18 protein-coding genes, 8 pseudogenes and 1 other annotated feature are annotated in these 26,165 nt (G+C 47.5%); of the genes and pseudogenes, 1 reads left to right on the top strand and 25 read right to left on the bottom strand.

Features of this window, described 5'->3' with window-relative positions; all coding sequences use genetic code 11:
• Nucleotides 1–74 precede the first annotated feature (74 nt).
• The 19 genes and pseudogenes from rpoB to ACTWJ7_RS05960 form a co-directional block, all read right to left on the bottom strand.
• Nucleotides 75–3,620 (bottom strand): DNA-directed RNA polymerase subunit beta, encoded by a 3,546-nt coding sequence (rpoB, locus tag ACTWJ7_RS06050; RefSeq protein WP_024633593.1) that lies wholly within the window; start codon nt 3,618–3,620, stop codon nt 75–77.
• A gap of 392 nt (nt 3,621–4,012) precedes the next feature.
• A complete protein-coding gene (locus tag ACTWJ7_RS06045) occupies nt 4,013–4,630 on the bottom strand; it encodes a class I SAM-dependent methyltransferase (RefSeq protein ID WP_301879982.1) in 618 nt (205 codons plus the stop codon).
• Between the two features lie 96 nt (nt 4,631–4,726).
• Nucleotides 4,727–5,089, bottom strand: coding sequence for a 50S ribosomal protein L7/L12 (gene rplL, locus ACTWJ7_RS06040; RefSeq protein ID WP_079348933.1), 363 nt, complete (start codon nt 5,087–5,089; stop codon nt 4,727–4,729).
• Between the two features lie 72 nt (nt 5,090–5,161).
• Entirely contained in the window at nt 5,162–5,665 is a 504-nt protein-coding gene (gene rplJ, locus ACTWJ7_RS06035; protein WP_079348932.1) for a 50S ribosomal protein L10, read from the bottom strand.
• 23 nt (nt 5,666–5,688) lie between these two features.
• Nucleotides 5,689–5,837: a sequence feature (ribosomal protein L10 leader region), on the bottom strand.
• A 67-nt stretch (nt 5,838–5,904) separates the two neighbouring features.
• The gene (gene rplA, locus ACTWJ7_RS06030; protein WP_024633597.1) at nt 5,905–6,597 is read right to left on the bottom strand and encodes a 50S ribosomal protein L1; all 693 of its coding nucleotides are present in this window, start codon (nt 6,595–6,597) and stop codon (nt 5,905–5,907) included.
• Nucleotides 6,598–6,692: 95 nt separating this feature from the next.
• Nucleotides 6,693–7,118 (bottom strand): 50S ribosomal protein L11, encoded by a 426-nt coding sequence (rplK, locus tag ACTWJ7_RS06025; RefSeq protein WP_024633598.1) that lies wholly within the window; start codon nt 7,116–7,118, stop codon nt 6,693–6,695.
• A 68-nt stretch (nt 7,119–7,186) separates the two neighbouring features.
• Complete coding sequence (nusG, locus tag ACTWJ7_RS06020) at nt 7,187–7,720, bottom strand: transcription termination/antitermination protein NusG (protein WP_024633599.1); 534 nt, start codon at nt 7,718–7,720, stop codon at nt 7,187–7,189.
• Between the two features lie 22 nt (nt 7,721–7,742).
• Nucleotides 7,743–7,934: a preprotein translocase subunit SecE gene (gene secE, locus ACTWJ7_RS06015; protein ID WP_024633600.1), complete on the bottom strand. Its 192-nt coding sequence runs from the start codon at nt 7,932–7,934 to the stop codon at nt 7,743–7,745.
• Between the two features lie 21 nt (nt 7,935–7,955).
• Nucleotides 7,956–8,105 (bottom strand): 50S ribosomal protein L33, encoded by a 150-nt coding sequence (gene rpmG, locus ACTWJ7_RS06010; protein ID WP_072735843.1) that lies wholly within the window; start codon nt 8,103–8,105, stop codon nt 7,956–7,958.
• Nucleotides 8,106–8,407: 302 nt separating this feature from the next.
• On the bottom strand, nt 8,408–9,052 hold the full coding sequence (sigH, locus tag ACTWJ7_RS06005; protein WP_024633601.1) for an RNA polymerase sporulation sigma factor SigH: 645 nt from the start codon (nt 9,050–9,052) through the stop codon (nt 8,408–8,410).
• A gap of 171 nt (nt 9,053–9,223) precedes the next feature.
• Nucleotides 9,224–9,745 carry an NYN domain-containing protein gene (locus ACTWJ7_RS06000; protein ID WP_024633602.1) on the bottom strand — a complete coding sequence of 174 codons (522 nt, stop codon included), beginning with the start codon at nt 9,743–9,745 and terminating at the stop codon, nt 9,224–9,226.
• Nucleotides 9,746–9,750: 5 nt separating this feature from the next.
• The gene (gene rlmB, locus ACTWJ7_RS05995; protein ID WP_024633603.1) at nt 9,751–10,497 is read right to left on the bottom strand and encodes a 23S rRNA (guanosine(2251)-2'-O)-methyltransferase RlmB; all 747 of its coding nucleotides are present in this window, start codon (nt 10,495–10,497) and stop codon (nt 9,751–9,753) included.
• Nucleotides 10,498–10,582: 85 nt separating this feature from the next.
• A pseudogene (locus tag ACTWJ7_RS05990) lies at nt 10,583–11,118 on the bottom strand (Mini-ribonuclease 3).
• Nucleotides 11,103–12,502: pseudogene (gene cysS, locus ACTWJ7_RS05985) on the bottom strand (cysteine--tRNA ligase). The pseudogenes ACTWJ7_RS05990 and cysS overlap by 16 nt, the downstream one beginning before the upstream one ends.
• Before the next feature lie 29 nt (nt 12,503–12,531).
• Nucleotides 12,532–13,197: a serine O-acetyltransferase gene (cysE, locus tag ACTWJ7_RS05980; protein ID WP_079348929.1), complete on the bottom strand. Its 666-nt coding sequence runs from the start codon at nt 13,195–13,197 to the stop codon at nt 12,532–12,534.
• Between the two features lie 594 nt (nt 13,198–13,791).
• Nucleotides 13,792–15,254, bottom strand: a pseudogene (gene gltX, locus ACTWJ7_RS05975) (glutamate--tRNA ligase).
• Nucleotides 15,255–15,287: 33 nt separating this feature from the next.
• A pseudogene (gene ispF, locus ACTWJ7_RS05970) lies at nt 15,288–15,763 on the bottom strand (2-C-methyl-D-erythritol 2,4-cyclodiphosphate synthase).
• A pseudogene (gene ispD, locus ACTWJ7_RS05965) lies at nt 15,738–16,450 on the bottom strand (2-C-methyl-D-erythritol 4-phosphate cytidylyltransferase). Before ispD ends, ispF begins: the two co-directional pseudogenes overlap by 26 nt.
• Nucleotides 16,451–16,553: 103 nt before the next feature.
• The gene (locus ACTWJ7_RS05960; protein WP_079348926.1) at nt 16,554–17,639 is read right to left on the bottom strand and encodes a PIN/TRAM domain-containing protein; all 1,086 of its coding nucleotides are present in this window, start codon (nt 17,637–17,639) and stop codon (nt 16,554–16,556) included.
• A gap of 174 nt (nt 17,640–17,813) precedes the next feature.
• Here ACTWJ7_RS05960 and ACTWJ7_RS05955 point away from each other — a divergent pair, with 174 nt between their 5' ends.
• Nucleotides 17,814–18,209: a hypothetical protein gene (locus tag ACTWJ7_RS05955; protein ID WP_024633611.1), complete on the top strand. Its 396-nt coding sequence runs from the start codon at nt 17,814–17,816 to the stop codon at nt 18,207–18,209.
• A gap of 149 nt (nt 18,210–18,358) precedes the next feature.
• Here the strand turns inward: ACTWJ7_RS05955 and pssA are convergent, their stop codons facing one another.
• The 6 genes and pseudogenes from pssA to ACTWJ7_RS05925 form a co-directional block, all read right to left on the bottom strand.
• The gene (pssA, locus tag ACTWJ7_RS05950) at nt 18,359–19,090 is read right to left on the bottom strand and encodes a CDP-diacylglycerol--serine O-phosphatidyltransferase (RefSeq protein WP_301879988.1); all 732 of its coding nucleotides are present in this window, start codon (nt 19,088–19,090) and stop codon (nt 18,359–18,361) included.
• 43 nt (nt 19,091–19,133) lie between these two features.
• A pseudogene (gene disA / locus ACTWJ7_RS05945) lies at nt 19,134–20,209 on the bottom strand (DNA integrity scanning diadenylate cyclase DisA).
• 13 nt (nt 20,210–20,222) lie between these two features.
• Nucleotides 20,223–21,589: pseudogene (gene radA / locus ACTWJ7_RS05940) on the bottom strand (DNA repair protein RadA).
• Between the two features lie 319 nt (nt 21,590–21,908).
• Nucleotides 21,909–24,337 (bottom strand): annotated as a pseudogene (locus tag ACTWJ7_RS05935) (ATP-dependent Clp protease ATP-binding subunit).
• 183 nt (nt 24,338–24,520) lie between these two features.
• The gene (locus tag ACTWJ7_RS05930) at nt 24,521–25,591 is read right to left on the bottom strand and encodes a protein arginine kinase (RefSeq protein ID WP_301879989.1); all 1,071 of its coding nucleotides are present in this window, start codon (nt 25,589–25,591) and stop codon (nt 24,521–24,523) included.
• Nucleotides 25,592–25,619: 28 nt separating this feature from the next.
• Complete coding sequence (locus tag ACTWJ7_RS05925; protein WP_079348920.1) at nt 25,620–26,144, bottom strand: UvrB/UvrC motif-containing protein; 525 nt, start codon at nt 26,142–26,144, stop codon at nt 25,620–25,622.
• Between the last annotated feature and the right edge of the window lie 21 nt (nt 26,145–26,165).

Genomic DNA, 26,165 nt, shown 5'->3' with positions numbered 1-26,165 from the left:
ACGCCCCCTCCGGCCGAAGCCGGAGCAAGACGCGAGCCTGATGAAAAGCGCCGGTCATCATGCGCCCGAAGCGGTTACTCCGCTCCGACCTCTGTACCCTCAAGGTTGAGGCTGAGCTTATCGCTCGCAGCGTCATCTTCATCGTCCATTTCTTTCATTTCAATCTCTTGCTCATCTTCGCTCAAAATCTTAACGTCCATACCCAAGCTTTGCAGCTCTTTGATCAATACTTTGAATGACTCAGGAACACCTGGTTCCGGAACATTCTCGCCTTTGACGATGGACTCATATGTTTTCACCCGACCTACAACGTCATCGGACTTAACAGTCAAGATTTCTTGCAGTGTATAGGCCGCACCATAAGCCTCAAGCGCCCATACTTCCATCTCCCCGAAACGTTGTCCACCGAACTGGGCTTTACCACCCAGAGGCTGTTGCGTAACGAGTGAGTAAGGACCTGTGGAACGAGCATGGATTTTATCGTCAACCATGTGCGCCAACTTGATCATGTGCATGACGCCAACAGTAACTTCACGTTCGAACTCTTCTCCCGTACGACCGTCGTACAGAACGGTTTTACCATTCCGCTGCATACCTGCTTCTTCCATCGTATCGAAGACGTCATACTCCTTCGCTCCGTCGAATACAGGAGTAGCTACGTGAATACCGAGCTGCATGGCTGCCATACCCAAGTGAACTTCAAGCACTTGACCGATGTTCATCCGGGAAGGTACGCCCAGCGGGTTAAGAACGATTTGAACTGGTGTACCGTCTGGCAGGAAAGGCATATCTTCTTCCGGCAGGATACGGGCCACGACCCCTTTGTTACCGTGACGTCCGGCCATTTTATCACCCTCGGAAATTTTCCGTTTTTGAGCAATATAGACACGAACGAGCTGGTTAACACCTGGAGGCAGTTCATCACCATTTTCACGGGTGAAGACTTTTACATCGACTACGATACCGTCAGTACCGTGAGGTACACGCAAGGAAGTATCACGTACTTCACGTGCTTTCTCACCAAAGATCGCATGAAGGAGACGCTCTTCTGCAGTCAGTTCTGTTACACCTTTTGGTGTTACTTTACCAACCAGAATGTCACCAGCACTGATTTCTGCACCGATACGGATAATACCGCGCTCATCCAGATTACGCAGCGCTTCTTCCCCAACGTTAGGGATGTCACGCGTGATCTCTTCAGGACCGAGCTTAGTATCACGTGCTTCAGACTCATACTCCTCGATATGGATCGATGTGTAGACATCTTCCTTCACGAGTTTTTCGCTGAGCAGGATCGCATCCTCGTAGTTGTAACCTTCCCAAGTCATGAAAGCAACAACGACGTTACGTCCCAGTGCCAATTCACCCATTTCCGTCGAAGGACCGTCTGCAAGGATGTCGCCAGCTTTGACAACAGCACCTCTTTTGACAATCGGACGTTGGTTAATGCATGTTCCTTGGTTCGAACGCATAAATTTGTGTAATTTATATTTAACGATATCGCCTTTAACTTCTTGACCATCGACTTCTTCAATACGACGCAACCAAATTTCATTCGCAGAAGAACGTTCAATAATCCCGTCATATTTGGAGACAATACATACACCGGAATCTTTCGCGGCTTTATGTTCCATACCTGTTCCGACAAGCGGTGCTTTTGGAATCAAGAGTGGAACGGCCTGCCGCTGCATGTTTGATCCCATGAGCGCACGGTTGGAGTCATCGTTCTCAAGGAACGGAATGAGCGCCGTAGCGACGGATACAACTTGTTTAGGAGATACGTCCATGTAGTCAACGCGTTCACTCGGCATCGTAAGGATGTTATCCGACTGCTTGTTGTAACGTACAATGATCGCTTCTTCTTCAAATGTACTATCTTCATTCAGCTTCGCATTCGCTTGAGCGATTACATAGTTGTCCTCTTCGTCTGCTGTCAAGTAATCGATTTGCTCGGTTACGACACCAGTCTTCGGATCTACCCAGCGATAAGGAGCTTCAATGAAACCATATTCGTTCACACGGGCAAATGTCGACAATGAGTTGATCAAACCAATGTTTGGTCCCTCTGGTGTCTCGATTGGACACATCCGGCCATAGTGGGATGGATGCACGTCACGGACTTCCATGCCGGCACGCTCACGCGTCAAACCACCTGGTCCGAGAGCGGACAGACGGCGTTTATGCGTCAACTCACCCAATGGGTTCGTTTGATCCATAAACTGTGACAATTGGGAGCTACCGAAGAACTCTTTAATGGATGCGATAACAGGACGTATGTTAATCAAAGCCTGAGGCGTGATTACGTTAGCATCCTGAATGGACATTCTCTCACGAACTACACGTTCCATACGGGATAAACCGATACGGAATTGATTTTGCAAGAGTTCACCAACCGAGCGAAGACGACGGTTACCCAGGTGATCGATATCATCTGTGCTTCCGATGCCATGCAAAAGGTTAATGAAGTAACTGATAGATGAAATGATATCAGCTGGTGTAACGTTCTTCACTGATTTATCAATATTAGCATTGGCAATCAGTTTAACGACCTTACCATCCTCAATCGGTGAAAACACATCAATCGTTTGCATCGGGATATCATTGGCATCCAAAACGCCGTTAGCCACATGATATGTGCGGAAACCAACGCTTTTCTCCAGTTGCGGCATGATTTCATCCAACAGACGACGGTCTATCATTTGACCTGCTTCGGCAATGATTTCACCGGTTTCGGTATCCACAAGAGACTCAGCCAAACGTTGGTTGAACAAACGGTTCTTGATGTGCAGCTTTTTGTTGATTTTGTAACGACCCACATTAGCAAGGTCATAACGTTTTGGATCAAAGAAACGAGCGACGAGCAAGCTTTTCGCATTATCAAGCGTTGGCGGCTCGCCCGGACGAAGACGCTCATAAATCTCAATCAGCGCTTTCTCCGTAGAATCCGTATTGTCTTTGTCCAGCGTGTTGCGGATATATTCGTCATTACCGAGCAGATCCAGAATCTCAGCGTCTGTGCCAAAACCAAGTGCACGCAGGAGAACCGTCACCGGTATTTTACGTGTGCGGTCGATCCGGACGTAAACAACATCCTTCGCGTCCATCTCCAGTTCGAGCCAAGCGCCGCGGTTAGGAATAACTGTAGCGGTATACGTTTTTTTGGCGTTTTTATCTACTTTGGTACTGAAGTAAACGCTAGGAGAGCGAACCAACTGGCTGACAATAACCCGTTCCGCACCATTAATAATAAATGTGCCGGTGTCGGTCATCAGCGGGAAATCTCCCATGAATACTTCCTGCTCTTTGACTTCGCCGGTTTCCTTATTAATGAGCCGGACTTTGACCCGAAGCGGTGCTGCATAAGTAACGTCGCGCTCTTTCGCGTCATCTACTGTATACTTCGGTTCACCGAGACTGTAGTCGATAAATTCCAAAATCAAGTTACCTGTAAAATCCTGGATCGGCGAGATATCCTGGAACATTTCGCGCAACCCTTCCTCCAAAAACCAATCGTAAGATTTTTGTTGGATTTCAATCAGGTTCGGAACTTCGAGTATCTCGTTAATTCGTGCATAACTGCGCCGAGTGCGTCGACCATATTGAACAAGATGTCCTGCCAACTTAAACTCACCCCTCAATGTCTACTCACTTTAAAAATTTCGTTGCGAACCTCTGTTTGTAACCTTATAATGGTACACATACAGAGCAAAGCAATGCATCCACAAATAAAGAAAAGCCCTTACTCGAATGTCGTTCGAAAAAAGAGCAACTTTGATCGGCGGATGTCTTTCCAAAACATACTTATCCCCAGTTTGCCCAAAATGTACATATTATACGCCAAACGTTGGCATAATAAGCCCGTTCGGCGTAAAAAAGGTTGACATTTTTAGTTAGCTAAAGCCAAATAGGGCATCTTAATACTGACATTTTACAATAATACCACGACCTGAATTTCAAGTCAATAGTCCTATTGCAAAAAAAATGCTCCCCTGCTTACTTTACAAATCAGGATTTAGCCTAAAGGCGTCTCTTCCAATTTTACCGCTTTGAAAATTCGGTAGCCTTTATCCTTCGTTACTTCCTCCACTCGTCCAAAGAGAGATTCCAGCTTCGCTTTTGCCGAAGGTGCTCCCTGCTTTTTCTGAATGACAATCCATAACGCCCCGCCCACCTTCAAATGGCGATACGCCTGTTCAAAGATCAAATGCACGGTTTCCTTACCCGCACGGATCGGAGGATTTGTCAGAATCGCGTCAAAGTCTTCCTTTTCAACTTCAGCCAGAAGATTGCTTTGCATAACCGTTACATTCGTTATACCATTCGCTTTTGCATTTTCCTTGGAAAGCTCAACGGCTCTCTCATTGATATCGATCATGGTGACATGTCCATCCGGTACAAGTTTAGCTGCTGTAAGACCAATTGGCCCATACCCGCAACCCACATCCAGTACATGAGCTCCAGCAGGCAACTCTATAGCATCAATCAGCACTCTGCTGCCGTAATCGATTCCGTTTTTGGAAAATACCCCTGCATCCGTAACGAGTCGTAATTTCCATCCGCGTAGCTCCGCTTCTGTAGCCCGTCTGTCATGTGCCACCTGCGGTTTGTCCGAATAATAATGATTGGACATGTCCTCACTCACTTTCCATTTACAATTACAGCAACAAACCCCTTGATATAAGTCAAGGGGTTTGTTGTTTTGTTCATTTAGCTAATGAAAGCCAAATTATTTAACTTCGATTGTAGCGCCTGCTTCTTCAAGCTTAGCTTTAACCGTTTCTGCTTCTTCTTTGCTAACTTTTTCTTTCAACGCTTTTGGAGCGTTGTCAACTACTTCTTTTGCTTCTTTCAGGCCAAGACCTGTGATTTCGCGAACTGCTTTGATAACGTTGATTTTGGAAGCACCAGCGCTAGTCAAGATTACGTCGAACTCGGATTGCTCAGCTTCAGCTGCAGCAGCTCCGCCACCTGCAACAGCTACTGGAGCTGCAGCAGTTACGCCGAATTCTTCTTCGATTGCTTTAACGAGATCATTCAGTTCCAGTACAGTCATGCCTTTGATTGCTTCCAAGATTTGCTCTTTACTCATGATTGAACCTCCATATATAATATTATTTTTTTTGTATTTCATCACTGCTAAGCAGCGTTCAGATCAAGTTGCTTACGCGCCTTGTTCTTCTTTTTCAGCAACAGCTTTAACCGCAAGCGCGAAGTTGCGCACTGGCGCTTGAAGCACGCTGAGGAGCATGGAGAGGAGACCTTCGCGGGATGGCAATTCTGCCAATGCTTTGACTTCTTCTACTCCAATTACGCGACCTTCTACGACTGCACCTTTCAATTCCAGTGCATCGTTCTTTTTCGCGAAGTCGTTCAGAATTTTGGCTGGAGCCACTACGTCGTCTACGCTGAATGCAATTGCACTAGGACCTGACAGTACTTCGTTAAGTTCTGTCAGTTCTGCTGCAGCTGCTGCGCGGCGAAGCAACGAGTTTTTCAGCACTTGGAATTCGATTCCGGCTTCACGAAGCTGCTTACGCAGCTCAGTTACTTGGGCAACGTTCAAACCGCGATAGTCAACAACAACGCTAGTAACGCTCTCGCGCAATTTTGCTGTTACTGCATCAACGGATTCTTGTTTTGCTTGAATCACTTTTGCGTTTGCCAAACTGTACACCTCCTGATCAAATTTATCCCATTAAGAAAAGCCTCCGTAGAATCACGAAGGCTTGATATATACTCATAACCGATTTGCATCGTTCTAAGTTCTATAATCACACCTCGGCAGGAAATTAAGCCAAAATGGCACCTACTGTCTACGGTAAGCATATTCAAATGTCAACGGTCAGTCACTCGGACTCACAACTTTTATAGATTATCAGAACAGGACAAGCCTGTCAAGTGATATTATCTAAAAGATGCTGCGTTCACGCGTGCTCCAGGGCCCATCGTGGAAGAAAGACTTACATTCTTCAGATAAACACCTTTTGCTGCCGCCGGTTTAGCACGAGTCAAAGCATCCATGAGAGCTTTAAGGTTCTCATTCAGTTGCTCTGCAGAGAAAGAAGCTTTACCGATCGGTGCATGAATTTGACCTGCACGATCCAGACGATATTCGATTTTACCGGCTTTGATTTCTTGAACAGCCTTGGATACATCGAAAGTTACCGTTCCGGCTTTAGGGTTAGGCATCAGACCTTTACCGCCGAGCAGTCGGCCCAATTTACCTACTTCACTCATCATGTCCGGTGTCGCTACGCAGACGTCGAATTCGAACCAACCTTGTTGGATTTTGTTGATCATGTCTGCATCACCAACATAGTCCGCGCCAGCCGCTTCCGCTTCTTTCGCTTTGTCACCTTTTGCAAATACCAATACGCGTTGTGTTTTACCTGTGCCGTGTGGCAAGACAACAACACCACGTACTGCCTGGTCTTGTTTACGTGGGTCAACGCCCAAGCGTACTGCTGCTTCGATCGTTTCATCGAATTTTGCAGTGGCTGCCTTTTTCACAAGCTCTACAGCTTCTGAAGGCTCGTAAGTTGCTTCGCTGTCAATCAGCTTGGCAGCTTCCAGGTATTTTTTACCGTGTTTAGCCATGTTATATTCCTCCTTTGTGGTGTTAGCGGATATACCTCCCACATCAACCGGCCGCGAATCGGCCGGCTTTACGAAGCCATGTTTCAGATGAAAAATTAGTCTTCGATGGTGATACCCATGCTGCGGGCAGTACCTTCGACCATACGCATTGCAGACTCAACGTCAGCAGCATTCAGGTCAGGCATTTTTTGTTCCGCGATTTGACGTACCGCATCACGTTTAACGGTAGCTACTTTTTTCTTGTTCGGTTCGCCGGATCCTTTTTCTACTTTAGCTGCCACTTTCAACAGAACTGCTGCTGGTGGAGTTTTAGTAATGAAAGTAAAGGAACGGTCTTCGAATACTGTGATTTCAACAGGAATAATCAATCCCGCTTGATCGGCTGTACGAGCGTTGAACTCTTTACAGAATGCCATGATGTTGACACCTGCTTGACCCAAAGCTGGACCTACCGGAGGCGCTGGATTCGCTTTACCTGCTGGAATTTGCAGTTTTACCATTTTGATTACCTTTTTTGCCATGATTGACACCTCCTTGCAAAATAGTGGTTAACGGGCCTCTCAGCCCTCCCACAAGAAACTTGAAGAAACTATATCTTCTCCACTTGCGTGTATTCCAACTCAAGCGGTGTTTCCCGTCCAAACATGTTCACGTGCACTTTCAACTTGCTTTTGTCTACCAAGATTTCTTCCACGGAGCCCACAAAATTCGCAAAAGGACCAACTTTAATACGTACGGATTCCTTAATATCGAATTCAATTTTAGGCTTCGGCTCAACCATGCCCATATGCTTCAGAATTTGTTCCACTTCTTCAGGCAGCAAGGCTGTTGGTTTGGACCCGGAACCTGTCGAACCGACAAATCCCGTAACACCTGGTGTGTTGCGAACAACATACCAAGAGTCATCCGTCTGGACCATTTCGACCAAGACATAACCGGGGTAAACTTTACGCATAACGGTTTTTTTCTTACCGTCTTTGTTCACCACTTCTTCTTCCATAGGAACAAGAACGCGGAAAATCTTGTCTTCCATGCCCATGGACTCTACGCGTTTTTCCAAATTGGCTTTGACCTTATTCTCATACCCTGAATAGGTATGAACGACGTACCATCTTTTTTCCATATCAAGCCACCTGGGACCCTTCTTAAATAATCGCTTCGATCACAGCGGAGATGCCGATATCAACGACCCAAAAAAACAGCGTCATAACCACAACAGTACCAAGAACGATCAATGTGTAGTTGGTCAGCTCTTTACGATTAGGCCAGCGAACTTTTTTAAGTTCAGCCCAGCTTTCAGAGAAAAAGGAAATCAGAGATTTGAAACTACGTTTCACGCCGACTACACCTCCAAAAAACTATCTGGTTTCGCGATGAGAAGTCTGCTCGTTACAAAACTTGCAAAATTTCTTCATCTCCATGCGGTCGGGGTGATTACGCTTGTTTTTCGTCGTAGTGTAATTTCTTTGTTTGCAATTCGTACAAGCCAAAGTAATAATTACCCGCATGATGTACACCTCCCGAAGACTTCCACATTGAAGCGGAGTCTCTAAATTGATCCTAAAAAAAAGCCGCGAATTTAGGCCTACCTAAAACACTTTATCATATGGGTATAACCCTGTCAATGAAAGATTAGCCTCTCATCAGTGGGTAAAAGTTCCTTGCCAACACATTTGGTTTCGCATCTCTGTTTTTCTCTTCTCCTGCATGGACCAAGCGATTACTAGTATAATCATTCTTTTACTTTATAAACTTAAGGCAGCAAAAAAGACTCAAACCCCGAGCCTTTTCCGTCAACGACAACATGTGTTCAATTATCTCGAACTTCCAGGTACTTTTCAAGTTTGCGCTTCACGCGCTGAAGTGCATTATCAATGGACTTCACATGCCTGTCCAAATCCACTGCAATCTCTTGATAAGATCTCCCGTCCAGATACAACATCAATACTTTACGTTCCAGATCACTCAGAATCTCAGACATCTTATCTTCCAGGCCCACAAACTCTTCCTGATTGATGATAAGCTCTTCCGGATCGCTGACCTGTGTTCCACAAATCACATCGAGTAACGTACGATCGGACTCTTCGTCATAAATAGGCTTGTCCAGTGATACATAAGAATTAAGCGGAATATGCTTCTGACGTGTTGCTGTCTTGATTGCCGTAATAATCTGTCGTGTAATACACAACTCGGCGAAAGCTTTGAAAGAAGCGAGCTTGTCCCCTTTGAAATCCCTAATGGATTTATAGAGTCCAATCATTCCTTCTTGAATGATATCCTCCCGGTCAGCTCCAATCAGAAAATAAGATCTTGCCTTGGCGCGTACAAAGTTACGATATTTGTTAATCAAAAACTCCAGCGCTTCGCTTTCACCTTCACGGACCGCTTCGACAATGTCTTCGTCACTTTGGTAATCATACTTGGATAACATGATATCTTTGAGGTCGACACTCACAGACAATCCCTCCGGCTGCAACGCAAGGTACCCCGTTACTCTACTCTATGAAATATAGGATCAGTATATATGATGGTACCTCACACCGTCAACCACGCTCTGCCTAAAAAAGAACATCAATAACATAATTGTCAAGAGTTTCAAAATTCTAATTTCTGTAAAACCGTGCTGTTATTCCCGGCGCCATCGCTCAAACTGCTTCAAAACATCCGGACTTAACTTCCCGCCGAGCGTATTTCGCGTTGCTTTAGCCTGATCTTCTTCCAGACGTTTCTGTAACTCTTTTTCGTTCTGCTCTACTTCGATGAGCAATTCCCTTGCGGATACACGCAGAGCTCCCTGTCCAAAAATAACATGCTGCTCTACCATATCACTTGTAGCCACATAGATTTGGCGTCTTCGCGTGCTTAGTTCCCGAACGAGTCTCTCAATGCATTCGTCTGCCGTCTCTCTTTCCTTTGTGAAAAAGATCTGTACTTTGCTCTGTGTAAAGGATTTACCGAGTCCAGGCACGAGGTAGGCGTCAAAAACAACAATGACTCTCAAGCCGGAGAATGCCTGATAGTCGGCTAGACGAGAGAGAAGCCTGTTGCGGGCCTCCTCCAGCCCACTCTCCGCCAATCGGGATAGCTCCGGCCAGTCACCAATCATGTTGTACCCGTCTACAAGAAGCACATCACGGGAATCAGCCATATCTTCTAGTCCTGCGCTTGGCGCGAGCGGAGCACTTCATACATGACAACCCCCGCTGCCACAGAAGCATTCAGGGAATTAATCTGTCCTTGCATCGGCAATTTGATCAGCACATCACATTTTTCACGAATGAGCCGTCCCATCCCTTTGTTCTCGTTCCCAATCACGAGGGCTACCGGGCCTGTAAAGACTCCGTTCCCAAACACGCTCTCCTGAGCAGCAACATCCGTACCCACAACCCACACGCCCTCTTCCTTAAGACGATCGATGGTTTGACCGAGATTGCTTACACGAGCAACTGGCACGTACTCTACCGCACCTGCAGATGTTTTGGATACGGTCACTGTAACTGCAGCTGAGCGCCGTTTGGGTACAATGACACCATGGGCACCTGTGCAGTCGGCCGTCCGCAAAATCGATCCAAGATTATGAGGATCTTCAATCTCATCCAGCAAAATCAAAAATGGATGTTCATTTTTTGCAGCCGCTGCAGCAAGAATGTCTTCAACCTCCACATAAGCGTAAGGTGCCGCTTGTGCCACCACTCCCTGGTGTTGAACGCCCGGGACCGTCTGATCCAGTTTACGCTTGTCTACATGCTGAATGACAATACCCAGTTTTTTCGCTTCCGTGATAATCGGTTGAGTCAGATGTTTTTGCGCGGTATCTGCAATCCATATTTTATTAATGGTCCGGCCTGAACGCAGCGCCTCCGTCACGGAGTGCTTACCGGCGATCCATTCTTCTTCCATCTTTATTCGATCCTCTCTATAACGCCTTGTAATTTACTACGCCATGATCAGCGTACCTTACAGAGCGATTTTGTTGTAATTAGTATTATTTTGTAGGTAATTGCGAATTTTGTTCGGCATGCTCGATACCCTGACGAATCAGTTCAATCATGCGATCATGCCGACCACTGCTATACAGGTAACCGATCAGACACTCTAAAGCTGTGGCATGTCTATATTCCAAAACGTCTGCGTTTTTGGGAATACTGCCGGACTTGGCATTACGACCTTGTCTGACAATGTCACGTTCTTCCTCGGTCAGCTCAGCCTCAATACCTGTGAGAATACGGCTCTGTGCCTTCGCCGATACCAAGCCTGTCGCACTACGGTGCAGATGGTTGGGGCGCATGTTGGCTTTAGATAACAGATACTGTCGTACGGCTACCTCATATACCGCATCCCCAATATAGGCAAGAGCAATAGGTGGAATCAACCGTGCAGGCCGAGATGGGGATAAGGAAACCATCCCCCTTGGTCAACTTGCAGAGACTGTTCATCTGGCTGTTGTTCCTTCGGTTGCTCGACATGCTCGACAGATTCAGACAACTTATTCAGTTGTTCCTCGCTCATTTGCGCCGCCATCTCATTCCTTGAGCCGTATCCTCAAGCAAGATACCCTGCGCAGACAGTTCATCCCGAATTTCATCAGCACGTGCCCAGTTTTTGGTCTTACGTGCTTCGTTACGTTCTTCAATTAGACGATCAATTTCTTCGTCCAAGAGTTCTGGTTCCGCCTCGGTATAAATGCGAAGCACCGCATTCAGCTCACTGAACAATTCCAACAGGGCACGAATGTCCGCAGCATTAACCACATCTTGCTGCAGCAGTTGGTTAGCTTCCCCAGCCCACTCAAACAGCGCCGTGATTGCATCAGGCGTATTGAAGTCATCCTGCATTTTTTGATGATACTGCTGACGAATTTGCTCCAGCCTAGCAGCGAACTCTTCCGACACAGCCTGGTCCACACTTACAGCCTGCAAGCGATGTTTCAGGTTGCCCACGCTATTGGCGATCCGGTCTACACTGTTCTGCGCCTGCTCCATCGTATCTTCCGTAAAGTTCAACGGATTGCGATAGTGAGTAGACAACATGAAGTATCGAATGGCTTCGCGTTTGTATTGATTTCGAAGGTCTTTAACAAGCACACCGTTACCGAGTGATTTCGACATTTTTTCATTATCAATACGGATAAATCCATTATGCATCCAGTAGTTTGCGAGCGGTTTGCCCGTCAACACCTCGGATTGAGCGCATTCGCACTCATGGTGCGGGAACTGCAGATCCTGTCCTCCACCGTGAATATCCAGCGTGTCCCCCAGATACTCCCGTGCCATGGCAGAGCACTCAATATGCCAGCCTGGACGACCATCCCCCACGGACTGGACCAGAAGATCTCACCCGGCTTCGCAGCTTTCCAGAGCACAAAGTCTTCCGGGTGCTCTTTGCGCTCATCTACACCAATGCGAATTCCAAACTGTAATTCCTGAAGGTTTTGCTTCGACAGTTTGCCATACTCTGCGAATTTGCCTGTGCGATAATATACATCACCGCCATTTTCATAGGCAAAGTCCTTTTCAACCAGCTCACGGATAAAATCAATAATGAGCGGCATGTTTTCCGTCACTCTAGGATTACTGCTTGCCTTTGGAATACCCAGCCCTTCGAGGTCTTCGTAATAAGCCGCAATAAACTTCTCGGCGACATGAGGAACATCCGTCCCAAGCTGCTCGGCTTTACGAATGAGCTTGTCATCGACATCCGTGAAGTTCACGACATAGTTCACCTCATGACCGGTCTGTTCCAGGTATCCGCGAACCGTGTCGAAAAAAATAACCGGACGTGCATTTCCGATATGAATGTAATCATATACCGTTGGCCCGCACACATACATTTTCACTTTTCCTGGCTCTTGAGGAACAAAATTCTCTTTGGTACGACTCATCGTATTGTAAATTTGAAGCGTCATAGTCACTTTCCTTTCATCCGTTTTCATCATTATTCTATTGTACCACGGGAAGACTCACTTTCACGGGTACTCTGCAAAGTACGCACTTCTTCACGCAATCGTTCGATTTCTTGCTGCATGCTACGCAGGGAGTCGATGACCGGATCGGGAAGCTGTTGATTCAGACGGTCCACCCGGCGCCCATCCTGCTTCACGATTCTGCCCGGTATGCCTACAACGGTGCTGTTTGAGGGGACTTCCTTCAGCACAACCGAGTTCGCACCAATATTGCTTTGATCCCCCACACTGAAGGAACCAAGCACCTTCGCCCCGGATGATATAACCACATTATTGCCAATTGTCGGATGTCTCTTCCCTTTTTCTTTACCCGTTCCGCCAAGCGTTACCCCCTGATAAATGACAACATCATCCCCAATTTCACACGTTTCCCCAATTACGACTCCCATGCCATGGTCAATAAACAGCCGATTGCCAATGGTAGCCCCAGGATGGATTTCGATGCCTGTCATAAAACGGCTGACCTGTGAAATGAAGCGGGCGAAAGAAAACCATTTCCGCTTGTATAAAAAGTGTGCCATCCGGTGCGCCCATATCGCATGCAGCCCCGAGTAGGTAAATACAACCTCAAACCAACCCCGGGCCGCCGGATCGTTTTCAAACACCGCCTGGATATCTGATCTGATCTTCTTGAACATGCTCGTTCCCCTCTTGTTCAGGTCTTCGTCCTCCGGCTTACCGGATGGCGCGGCCCTCATGGTAGTGTACTTCCGACTCGACCTAAACAGAAAACGCCCCTGCAGCTATTTAAGCTGCAGAGGCGTTTATCGCGGTCCCACTCTGCTCGGTTCATGCCTTAACATACAAGAACTGAGCAGCCTGTTATAGCTGCTTCATATCCTAGCACAAGAATGAACCCTCAACAGTTCCGTAACGGGAACCAACCGTCACAACCTATCCTGACGTTTTCCTCTCTTCTACAAAACAAGAGGCGGGGCCGGATTCGGCTGTGCAGCTCACGGGTGCATTTCGACTGGCGGACAGCGGATGGCTCACAGCCACCGCAGTAAAGAATCTTGTTCTCTACTGCAGGACCATCCTCTCTGAATCTGTCCGGTTCAGCCTACTTCTCCCGGTCTTTGCTGTTTTTATGATGAATGATAAAATCATACCATTTAACCTTTGTGTTGCTATTATAGCGAAAAGGTTATGGACTGACAACAATCTTCCTTCATATCGGTCTGAACGAAGCTCCACCCTTAAGTCCAAAGCAGACTAAAACAGGGGTACTCTTACGCGCCTTTAACCTGAGCATGCAATCGATCAATAACCGTATCGCGACCAAGCAATACAATCGTTTGGTTTAGATCGCGGCCATGAGTCTGTCCTGTCAGAGCAACACGGATTGGCATAAACAGCTGTTTGCCCTTAAATCCGGTCTCCTTCTGAACTTCCTTGATCAGCGCAGCCATCTTGCTTGGTGTAAATTCGTCGCTTGCCTGTACCTTATCAGCAAATGCTTTCAGAACGGTTGGCACCTGCTCTTCAGCCAGTACAGCGGCCCCTTCACTTTCCAGCTCCATGTGGGAACGGAAGAACACTTCCGACAATTCCACGATATCGGAGGCAGAATTCATCTGTTCCTGGTAGAGGTGAACAAGCGTATATGCCCATTCTTTCTGTTCCGGAGACAGCTCAGTCGGAATACGTCCCGCTTTTTGCAGATGGGGAATCGCCATTTCGGCAATGCGATCCGGGTCCGCATTTTTGATGTAATGGTTGTTCAAGTGAGCCAGCTTATGGGTATCAAATACCGCCGGGCTCTTGGACAGACGCTTCGTATCAAAAATGGAGATTAACTGCTCCTGCGAGAAGATCTCTTCTTCTCCTTCAGGCGACCAGCCAAGCAGGGAGATGAAGTTAAACATTGCTTCCGGCAAATAGCCGAGCTGATCATATTGTTCAATAAACTGAATAACAGACTCATCCCGTTTGCTCAGCTTTTTGTGGTTTTCATTCACGATCAGCGTCATATGACCGAATTGCGGAGGTTCCCAGCCAAGCGCTTCATAGATCATCAGTTGACGCGGTGTGTTAGAGATGTGATCCTCTCCACGCAGGACGTGAGAGATCTTCATCAGGTGATCATCCACAGCAACTGCATAGTTGTACGTGGGAATGCCGTCTTTTTCACAATAACGAAGTCGCCGGATTCCTTGCTGTTGAATGAGATTGTACCTTTTACCATATCATCAAACGTATATGTCTGTTCTGTCGGTACACGGAAACGAATACTTGCCACACGGCCTTCCGCTTCAAATGCACTTTGTTGCTCCGGTGTCAGATCACGGTGTTTGCCCGAATAACGCGGTGTTTCTCCACGAGCTGTCTGTTCCTCGCGTTCTTGTTCCAGCTCTTCTTCTGTGCAATAACAGCGGTAAGCCAGACCTTTGTCCAGCAATTCCTGCGTATATTTACGATAGATGTCCAGACGTTCCGTCTGACGATATGGTCCGTACTCTCCGCCGACATCAATACTTTCGTCCCACTCGATTCCGAGCCATTTCAGGTATTTCAGCTGGCTTTCTTCACCACCGGCAATGTTGCGTTTCACGTCCGTATCCTCAATACGAATAATGAATTTGCCGTTATTATGTTTGGCATACAAATAGTTAAACAGCGCTGTACGGGCGTTCCCGATATGCAGGTGTCCCGTTGGACTTGGCGCGTAACGCACGCGAACTTCGGTGCTCATAATATCCCCTCCGTCTCTAATTGGTTGATAATATCACACGCGAACAAGGCAAACAACCGATTGGGCTGCTATGCCCTCTCCCGTCCGGGGAATCCCAGTTGCTCTGTTGTTGTCGCTTTGACATTCACCTGAGTTACATCCGCTTCCAGTGCCTTGGCAATAATCTCGGCCATCTGCGGAACGTAAGGTGCCATCTTCGGTTTCTGTGCAATAATGGTTGAATCGATGTTCCCCAGACGGTATCCGCGATCCTTCACCAACTGCCACACATGCTCCAGCAGTTTCAGGCTATCGGCATCCTTGAACTCCGGATCGGTATCCGGGAAGTGTTTGCCAATATCCCCAAGCGCAAGCGCACCAAGAATAGCATCACTAATGGCATGCAGCAGCACGTCTGCGTCCGAGTGGCCCAGCAGTCCTTTTTCATAAGGAATCGTCACCCCGCCAATAATGCATGGGCGTCCCTCTACCAGCTGGTGTACATCAAATCCTTGTCCTACACGTATCATCGCTTCTTCTCTCCCCCAGGATAAACGCAGCGTATTCCAAATCTTCCGGTGTCGTTAATTTGATGTTCGTATAACTGCCTTCCACAACCTTGACCGACATTCCCTGGCGTTCAGCCAGCATCGCGTCATCCGTTCCGAGAAATCCGTCCCGTTCCGCCGATTCGTATGCGAGCACCAGGGAAGAAAGACGAAAAGCCTGCGGGGTTTGAATGCTCCACAGACTGCTGCGGTCAGGCGTCGCCGTAACGATTCCCTCCGCATTGACTTGTTTGATCGTATCCTTCACTGGAACGGCCAGTACAGCTGCTCCACCCGACATGGCCGCCTTCATACACCCCATAATCTGCTCACGGTTTATAAAAGGGCGTACCCCGTCGTGAACGAGGACCCAATCCGTCCCCAGTGCCTTAAGGCCTTCGTGGACAGAATGCTGTCTCTCTTTCCCTCCGGGGATGACACGGACACGTGATTCCAGTCGGTATTCTTTTACCCAATCCTGGCAGCGTTCAACATCGGCAGATCCTGTGACCAGCACCATTTCGCTGACCTCGTCCAAAGCCGCAAACACTTCGAGCGTATGTATGAAACGGGCTTGTCCTGCAGCAGCAGAAACTGCTTGCTCTCGGTCGTTCCCATCCGGGTCCCTCGACCTGCTGCCACAATGACAACGCCCCACCCTTTATCCATGCCGCAATCCCTGCCTTGTCTGTCAGTTTATCGTCTTAAGATACAAAATATCTAACTTTCGATATAAAATATCGTTAAACGATACACTACCCATCATACCGCTTTATTGGGCTTTTTCCAACAGTTTCGGCTTGGCAAAAATCATTCGTCCTGCTGACGTCTGCAGCACGCTGGTCACCAGCACTTCCATCATCATGCCGATATACTCGCGTCCGCCTTCCACAACAATCATTGTGCCATCATCCAGATAAGCTACACCCTGACCATGCTCCTTGCCATCCTTGATAATCTGCACCATAATCTCCTCACCCGGTAATACCACCGGCTTAACAGCATTGGCAAGATCGTTGATGTTTAACACGGATACTCCTTGCAATTCGCAGACCTTGTTCAGGTTGAAATCGTTGGTGACGACTTTACCCTGAAGCACCTTGGCGAGCTTGACCAGTTTGCTGTCCACTTCGGAAATTTCCTCGAAATCTCCTTCGTAGATGAGTACTTTAACATCCAATTCCTTCTGAATTTTATTCAGTATATCAAGCCCTCTGCGTCCTCTGTTTCGCTTGAGCAAGTCCGATGAATCAGCAATGTGCTGCAATTCCTCCAGAACGAATTCCGGGATTACAATCGTGCCCTCAATAAATCCGGTTTTGCATATATCTGCGATGCGACCATCGATAATGACACTGGTATCCAAAATTTTGTGCTCTTCCAGACGTCTTTCCTCGTCCACCTCGGGATGACCCCAGCGTCCTGACATCCAGAATGCCGCCAGATCGTCTTTCTTTGCCATGGCAAGCATATAGCCTGCATAGCTACTTACGACCGTCAGTGCCACCTGCAGCACTTCTCCAGCCGTCCCCAGCCATGCCACACAAGGATATAAAAGCAAGGCTATCAGTAAACCAGCAACGGTACCAGCGGCACCTGCAGCCAATTCATTCATCGGCACCTTTGCTAGAGAATCAATCCCATTCTGCAGTCTGGTTGCCATTAATGTTCCACCGATGTTGCATACAGACATAAACATTACTGCTCCTAATAGCGTTGCTACCCCAGCCCCTAACAGTCCTGCTGACTGAATCCATTCAGCCATCCAAGGGACAGATTTTCCTGCCAGATGATATGCCGTGTAGCCGAACCATGCACCGCACAATCCTGTAAAAGTTAAAATGCCTTTTTTCCACATAAGTCCCTGCACCTCCTTCAATATATCTTCATCTTTATATCCAGTATGATCCAATTCCCGGATTGCTAATCCCGCTTTACAAGAACTTTTTGGAAATGTTGAAATCGTCAGTTGAAAGAAGGTAAATTATTGGCATATAATGAATTCAATTCATATCCCGAGGTGAGTAGCAAAATGAGTACGCTAAGTTTACAGGCTTTTCAGGATCAAGTTTCCGAGCTGTTGCTGCGTCATCGCAGCCTGATTGATGTACTGTCCAAAACGGGACAAGCCGGAGCTTCTGTCAATCGTGCCGTATCCAAGGCCATTACCGAATGCGGCTGCATTGAGCTGCACGCCACCAAGCAGAAATATGCCCCGGAGAGCGATATCGCTCAATCCAAAGGGCTGCTGGAAACGCATGTGGAAGGTGAATTGTGCGAGAATTGTAAAGAGGTGATCAGCTCTGAACTGGGGCGGAACCTGTTTTATATGTCGGCTCTCTGCAATCTGCTGGACATCAACATGGAAGAAGTCGTAAATCACGAGTCACAGAAATGTTCGACGTTAGGGATGTTCAATTTGTCGTAAACAATACGTATTTCGTTGCAAATGGTTAAGTTACCTTATAGATTTGGAAAACAAAAATAAGCACGCATTCTCCGTTCAGGAGCGTACGTGCTTTCTTTGTATTGTTTGGATATAGGAGACACCGACCGACTTCCAGAATGATGGAATGCCTAGCGATCGGAAGGACGTGAAGACTTCTCTTCTTTACGCTTTTTGGCGCGGTTACGTGAGGCTGCCGTCCGCACATTATGCTTCATTCCATATAGAGCGTATAACACAAGTGGAATAAAGATCAATTTGGATAGTTGTTCTGGGAACATGACCGCCACCACTACCGCAAAGACGATAACCCATGGTGCAATCCAGATCGCTTTACGCGGCAGACCAACCTTTTTGAAATTGGGATATTTCAGCGAACTTACCATCAGATATGATAACAGCAGCGTCGCAATCATCATACTTACAGGACCGATATCCTTGTTAAACAGGGACAGTGTAGCCAGTACACCTCCGGCTGCTGGAATCGGCAAGCCTGTGAAGTACCCGGGGATACCGGGGCGAACATTAAACCGGGCAAGACGGATGGCACCACAAATGGGAAAGCTTGCGGTTGCGATCCAGGCAAGAACCGGAGTTGCATCCTGAAACGAGACCATGAATATAATCAGGGCCGGAGCTGCACCAAATGACACCATGTCAGACAAAGAATCCAGCTCTTTACCAAATTCACTCTGGGCATTCAGTGCCCGTGCTACACGACCATCGAGGCCGTCAAGCAACATCGCAATAATGACCAAAATAGCAGCCAAACTATAATTCCCATCAATTGCAAGCAGGATTGCCATCATTCCAAGAAACAGATTACCCAAGGTAAAGAGATTCGGAATGAATCTGGTTAACATCGTTGTTTCACCTCATTATTTTCAAGCCGTTATAGGCAAACCCTTACATCTGTCTGTCAATAAACATCTGCTCCTGCAAACGCTTGAGACCTTCCTTAATAGTCCGGCGCGTACCTCTCCAATCCCGTCCACTTCGTCCAGCTCTTCAATTGTAGCCATAATGACATGAGGCAATTGTTCGAATTGACCCACCAGGTTATGGATAATGACATTCGGCAGGCGGGGGATCTTATTTAATACCCGATATCCGCGAGGCGCAACCGAATCTTCGGAGGTAGCCGCTGACGAAGGGTATCCCAGCAGACGTACAATATGATGTGCATCCAGCAATTCATCGTCCGACAATCTTTTCAGACCCACGATAATCTCACGGATTTTGTCATCACTGTCAACACGGGCATAGTCCTTATACAGCAACCAGGCTTCCTCTTCCGTTGTACCAACGAGTTCCTCCATCTGCATGGAGATCAGACGTCCCTCGTTGCCGAGTTCATGAATGTAACGTTTGATTTCCGTTTTGATGCGCATAACCATTTCTGTACGCTGAATGACATTCACCACCTCAGGAATCGTGACCAGTTCCTCGAACTCGGAGGCACTCAGATTCGTAAGGGACTGTGTCAATACAGCTTTGTATTTCTCCAGGGTTTGGATCGCTTGATTCGCTTTGGTCAAAATAACCCCGATTTCCTTGAGGGAATACCGTAGTGTTCCTTGATATAAGGTGATAATATTCCGGCGCTGCGATATAGATACGACTAATTTACCTGTTTGTTTCGCGACACGCTCAGCCGTCCGGTGACGGATCCCCGTCTCAGATGAAGAGATGGATGAGTCAGGAATGAGCTGAGTATTGGCGTATAGAATACGCTTCAAATCCTCGCTAAGGATAATGGCACCGTCCATCTTGGCGAGTTCATACAGATAGTTCGGAGAGAAATCACAGTTAATCGAGAATCCTCCATCCACCACTTCCATCACTTCAGGGCTGTATCCTACAACCAGCAGTGCACCCGTCTTGGCGCGCAGCACGTTCTCCAGACCTTCGCGGAAAGGTGTACCTGGTGCGATCAGCCTTAACAATTCGTTCATATTATCCAGTTGGCTCGAATCTTTCATCTTGTTATGCCCCCTAATCTAAAGCAACCGCTAGTGCATCTGCCACGGTATTCACACCGATCAGTTGTATCCCGCGAGGATGTTTCCAGCCCTTTAAGCTTTTTTCTGGTAAAATAACACGCTTAAAGCCCAATTTCTGAGCTTCTTTCACCCGTTGTTCAGCCCGTGAAACAGCCCGAACCTCACCCGTCAAACCGATTTCGCCAAAGACGACGTCATCCGGTTTGGTCGGTACATCCCTCAGACTGGATGCAATGCTGACCGCAACCGCCAAATCGATAGCTGGTTCATCCAGCCGCACGCCCCCAGCTACATTTAGATACGCATCCTGTGTTTGCAAAAACATGCCCATTCTTTTCTCAAGTACAGCAATAATGAGGTTCAGCCTGTGATGGTCTATCCCTGTGGCCATGCGACGTGGGGAAGGAAAGTGTGTAGACGAGATGAGCGCCTGCAATTCCACGAGCAGAGGACGTGTGCCCTCCATGCTGGCAACTACCGTAGAACCCGCTACACCAAGCGGACGTTCCGACAGGAAGAGTTCTGAAGGGTTACCCACTTCACGAAGTCCTTCTTCACCCATCTCAAAAATGCCAATCTCATTGGTCGAACCAAAACGGTTCTTTACCGCACGTAAAAGGCGATACGTATGATGCCGCTCTCCTTCAAAATAAAGAACACAGTCCACCATATGTTCCAGCATACGTGGACCGGCAATGGCGCCTTCTTTCGTAACATGCCCCACAAGCACGGTTGCAATGCCTCGGCCTTTGGCGATCCGCATGAACCGTGACGTACATTCCCTTACCTGAGCTACACTGCCGGGTGCACTGGTGACTTCTGGCAGATATACAGTTTGAATGGAGTCGATGACAAGAAAATGCGGCTGGATCTGCTCCACCGCTTCCTCGACCCGCTCCATATTGGTCTCACACAATACATATAACTCAGGAGACAGCGCACCCAAACGGTCAGCACGCAATTTGGTTTGCTTGACTGACTCTTCACCCGAGACATATAACACACGCAAACCTGAATGGGTCAAAGCATGAGATGTCTGCAACATCAACGTTGATTTTCCAATTCCGGGTCTCCGCCCACCAGAACGAGAGATCCCGGAACAATTCCGCCGCCCAAAACCCGATTCAGCTCTTCAATTCCAGTCTGTACACGCGGTTCCTGACCGCTATCTATATCTATGATGGGAAGTGGCTTATCTTTACTCTCAAAGAGAGGGGAATTTCTCCCTTGTGTTTTGACCACCGTTTCGGTTTCTTCCACCATTGAATTCCAAGACTGACAACCCGGACATTTGCCGTACCATTTGGGGGCTTCATAGCCGCATTCCGTACACTGAAACTTGGTTTTAACTTTGGCCACTTCAGCACTCCTAGGATTTATTTTATAACAGCATTTTGCATTTTTCGACGAATTTTGCCCTATATGCCCTGACGTGTAGGGTTAATAAAAGTTTACCATTGTTTGAGATTTTTCGTAAAGGATTATCGCAAACTTTACACATGTTCGTAGCAGTTCAAATGTCGTTTTGATAAACAACAGAGCTTTCGGGCTCTAACTGGTCCAAAAACACAAAAAATCCTTCCCAGCTAAAGCCAGGAAGGATTTTTGTTTTATGCATCAGAATCAGTAAACTGATTAAGGGTCACTTATTTTGTTTCGATTTCCTCATTGGAAGGAACTACAACGTCTTTTTCGTTACAGACAATGCTCCGTTCTCTTCGTCAATAAGCAACGAATCTCCTTTGACCACATTACCTGTGAGCAACTCTTCAGACAATTTGTCTTCGATATGCTTCTGGATCGCCCGACGAAGCGGACGAGCACCATAGGCTGGATCAAAGCCTGCTTTGGCAAGGAAATCCTTGGCATTGTCAGTGAGCTCGAAGTCGACCTCATACTCACGCAGCCGTTTACGAAGCTCTTCACTCATAAGGGTAACAATCTCAGCAATGTGTTTCTCTTCAAGAGAGTGGAACACGATAATTTCATCAATCCGGTTAAGGAACTCAGGACGGAAGCTTTTCTTCAGCTCATCCATCACTTTACCCTTCATGTTATCGTAATCCGCACCTGCATCCACAACTGCTGTGAAGCCCAGTGTAGAGTTACGTTTGATCGCTTCTGCACCGACATTGGATGTCAAGATGATCAACGTATTACGGAAGTCCACGACGCGACCTTTGGAATCAGTCAGACGGCCATCTTCAAGGACTTGCAGCAAGATGTTGAATACTTCCGGATGTGCTTTCTCGATTTCATCGAGCAGGACGACGGAGTAAGGTTTACGACGAACTTTCTCTGTCAGCTGTCCACCTTCTTCGTATCCCACATATCCCGGAGGCGCTCCGACCAGTCTTGAAGTGGAATGCTTCTCGCCATACTCGGACATGTCAATCCGGATGACTGCATTCTCATCTCCAAACATGGCTTCTGCAAGCGCTCGAGCCAGCTCGGTTTTACCTACCCCAGTAGGACCAAGGAAGATAAATGAACCCATCGGACGTTTTGGATCTTTCAATCCAGCACGGGCACGACGAACTGCACGGCTGACGGACTTCACAGCCTCATCTTGGCCAATGACACGTTCATGCAGAATCGATTCCAAAGTCATGAGACGTTGTGTCTCTTCTTCTTTCAGCTTGTTCACCGGAATTCCAGTCCAGTTGGCTACCACTTGCGCAATATCCTCAGGCGTTACTTCCGAATCCGTGCGGCCTTGTTTTTCTTTCCATTGGTTCTTCGTTACATCCAGCTCTTCACGGATTTTTTGTTCCGTGTCACGCAGAGCTGCTGCTTTTTCGAACTCCTGGCTTTGTACCGCTGCGTCTTTTTCCTTACGGATATCTTCGAGACGGCTTTCCAGTTGTTTGAGGTTTGGTGGGATCGTGTAAGAGTTCAATCTTACTTTGGAACCCGCCTCATCAATCAGGTCGATCGCTTTGTCCGGCAGGAAACGGTCTGTAATGTAACGATCAGACAGTTTAACCGCCTGTACAATCGCTTCATCGGTAATTTTAACCCGGTGATGCGCTTCGTAACGGTCACGCAAGCCGTGTAAGATCTGAATTGCTTCTTCTGGAGAAGGCTGATCTACCGTAATCGGTTGGAAACGACGCTCCAGAGCAGCATCCTTCTCGATATATTTGCGGTATTCATCCAGTGTTGTTGCACCGATGCACTGCAATTCTCCACGGGCCAAAGCCGGTTTCAAAATGTTCGAAGCATCGATTGCACCTTCCGCTCCGCCTGCACCAATCAAGGTATGCAATTCGTCGATGAACAGGACAATGTTACCCGCTTGGCGAATTTCATCCATAATTTTTTTCAGACGATCTTCGAATTCACCACGATACTTTGTACCTGCAACAACGGAACCCATATCCAAGGTCATGACACGTTTGTCACGCAAAGTCTCTGGAATTTCGTTGGCGATAATTTTTTGTGCAAGTCCTTCAGCAATCGCTGTTTTACCTACACCTGGTTCACCGATCAGTACCGGGTTGTTCTTGGTACGACGGCTGAGTACCTGGATGACACGCTCAATTTCTTTGCTACGTCCAATAACCGGGTCCAGGTTGTTCTCTCTCGCATAAGCCGTGAGGTCACGTGCCAGACTGTCCAGCGTTGGTGTGCTGACATTGGCAGGGGTTCCATTATGACTGGATACGGCTTCACTGCTGCCCAGCAGTTGCAGCACTTGTTGACGTGCCTTGTTCAGGCTGATACCGAGATTGTTCAGCACACGTGCTGCAACCCCTTCGCCTTCACGAATTAATCCGAGCAGGATGTGCTCAGTGCCTACATAGGTATGACCCAATTTACGGGCTTCATCCATAGACAATTCAATTACTTTTTTCGCACGAGGCGTATATGCAATGTTCGTAGGTTGCTCTTGGCCACGGCCAATCAGCGTTTCTACTTCATCTTGAATTTTTTCCAATCCGAGTCCCAGGCCGATCAGCGCTTTGGCTGCGATGCCTTCGCCTTCACGAATGAGGCCGAGCAAAATGTGCTCTGTACCGATGTTATTATGACCAAGACGGACAGCTTCTTCCTGCGCCAATGCGAGCACCTTTGGGCACGTTCCGTAAATCTTCCAAACATCATATCTCCTGCACCTCCATGGTTTTGGATAAAACGGGGGCTGTTGAAAGAATCCCGCCGTATTCTTCATATCATTTTTGTTTGCAGCCGTGCTGCGAATAAAATCATTCAGCATTTATTATAAAATGCTTTATTATATAAAGCCGCAGATGCGACGTGAAACCTTTGTTAATAACTCTTGTTAGCCTAAGACTGATTGGCTGCACTAATCGTATCACGGATCAACTGAGCACGATAAATGTCACGCTCATCTGTCCGCATGTCTTCCCCAAATGTTTTCTGCAAAAAGCCCGGCTGGGTCATCACATTCAGCTCGTTCATCACGGTTATGGACAAGCCGTCCAACAAGCCGAGATCTACACCAAGTCGAACATCAGACAGACGCTGTGCAGCTTCCTTTGAGTCGACGATAGCTGCATGGGACAGAATGCCGTAAGAACGCATAACTCTGTCGGTAATCCGCAATCTGGAGTCGGTAATTAACCGCTCTCTGGCGGTACGCTCATGCCCGATCATTTGTAACACAACACTATGCAGGTTATCGATGACTTCATGTTCTGTCTGCCCCAGTGTGATCTGGTTCGAGATTTGGAACAGGTTGCCCATCGCCTCACTGCCTTCACCGTAAATTCCTCGTACAGTCAGTCCGACTTGGGAGACTGCGCTTAGAATGCGGCCGATCTGCTGTGTCATCACCAGAGCGGGCAGATGCATCATGACAGATGCTCTTACACCTGTACCTACATTCGTAGGACAGCTGGTTAAATATCCTCTGCGGTCATCAAAAGCATAATCCACATGCGCTTCAAAAGCATCATCTATGGCGGAAGCTTTCTCCCAGGCTTCTTTCACCTGGAACCCCGGATAGAGGCACTGGATACGAAGATGATCCTCTTCATTAATCATAATACTGACAGACTCATCCTCACTGAGAATAACAGCACCATTTCTGGATTCGTTCGCAAGACTGGGACTGATCAGATGTTTCTCCACCAGTACCCGTTTGTCAAGGTCATCGATATCAGTCAGATCCAGGGTATGAAAATCTCCAAAGGCATGAACGTCGTCGTATTGAAGTACCTCGCTCAGCTTATTCAGCACTTCTTCCGATTGCTCATTGGAAGCCAGCATCGGAAACGGATAATGCTGCAGGTTGCGTGCGATCCGGACCCGGCTGCTAATCACAATTTCGGAATCAGCCGCATCACTACGCATCCAGTCGCTGAGCGCCTTCTCTGTAAAACGCAGATTAGACATTACGCATCCCTCCTACTCATCACAAACTTTACTCCTGAGCTATTTCTTTTTCAAGTTCCCTGATCTGATCACGAATTTGAGCTGCTTCTTCAAACTCCTCTTGCGTGATGCTCTCCTGAAGATCCCGTTTCAAATCAGCAATCTGTCTTTTGACCTTGATGCGACCACCTGCTCGTGCAGGCACTTTACCCACGTGAGAAGTGCTGCCATGAACCCGTTTGAATAGCGGGTCTAAACGACTGTCAAAATATTTATAACATGAACTACAGCCAAAGCGGCCGATTTTGCTAAACTGTGAATAGGTCATGCCGCATTCTTCACAACGAAGGGATTGCGCAGGTGTAGCTCCCGCACTTCCATTCTTGCCTGAGGGTTCAAAATCAAGCAACCCGGACAATAGGTTGTGAATGGAAAAACCATTGGATGTTCCGGGAATCATTTCCCCTTTTTCACGAGCACATGACTCACAAATATGGAATTCCGTCTTTTCTCCGTTCACGATCTTGGTGAAATGGAGTGTAGCCGGACGTTTGTTGCATTCTTGGCACAGCACAATGATGTACCCCCTTGATCC

Source organism: Paenibacillus sp. 1A_MP2 (assembly GCF_052244825.1).
GTDB classification, from domain to species: domain Bacteria; phylum Bacillota; class Bacilli; order Paenibacillales; family Paenibacillaceae; genus Paenibacillus; species Paenibacillus vandeheii.
This window is presented reverse-complemented; position numbering and strand designations above follow the sequence as displayed.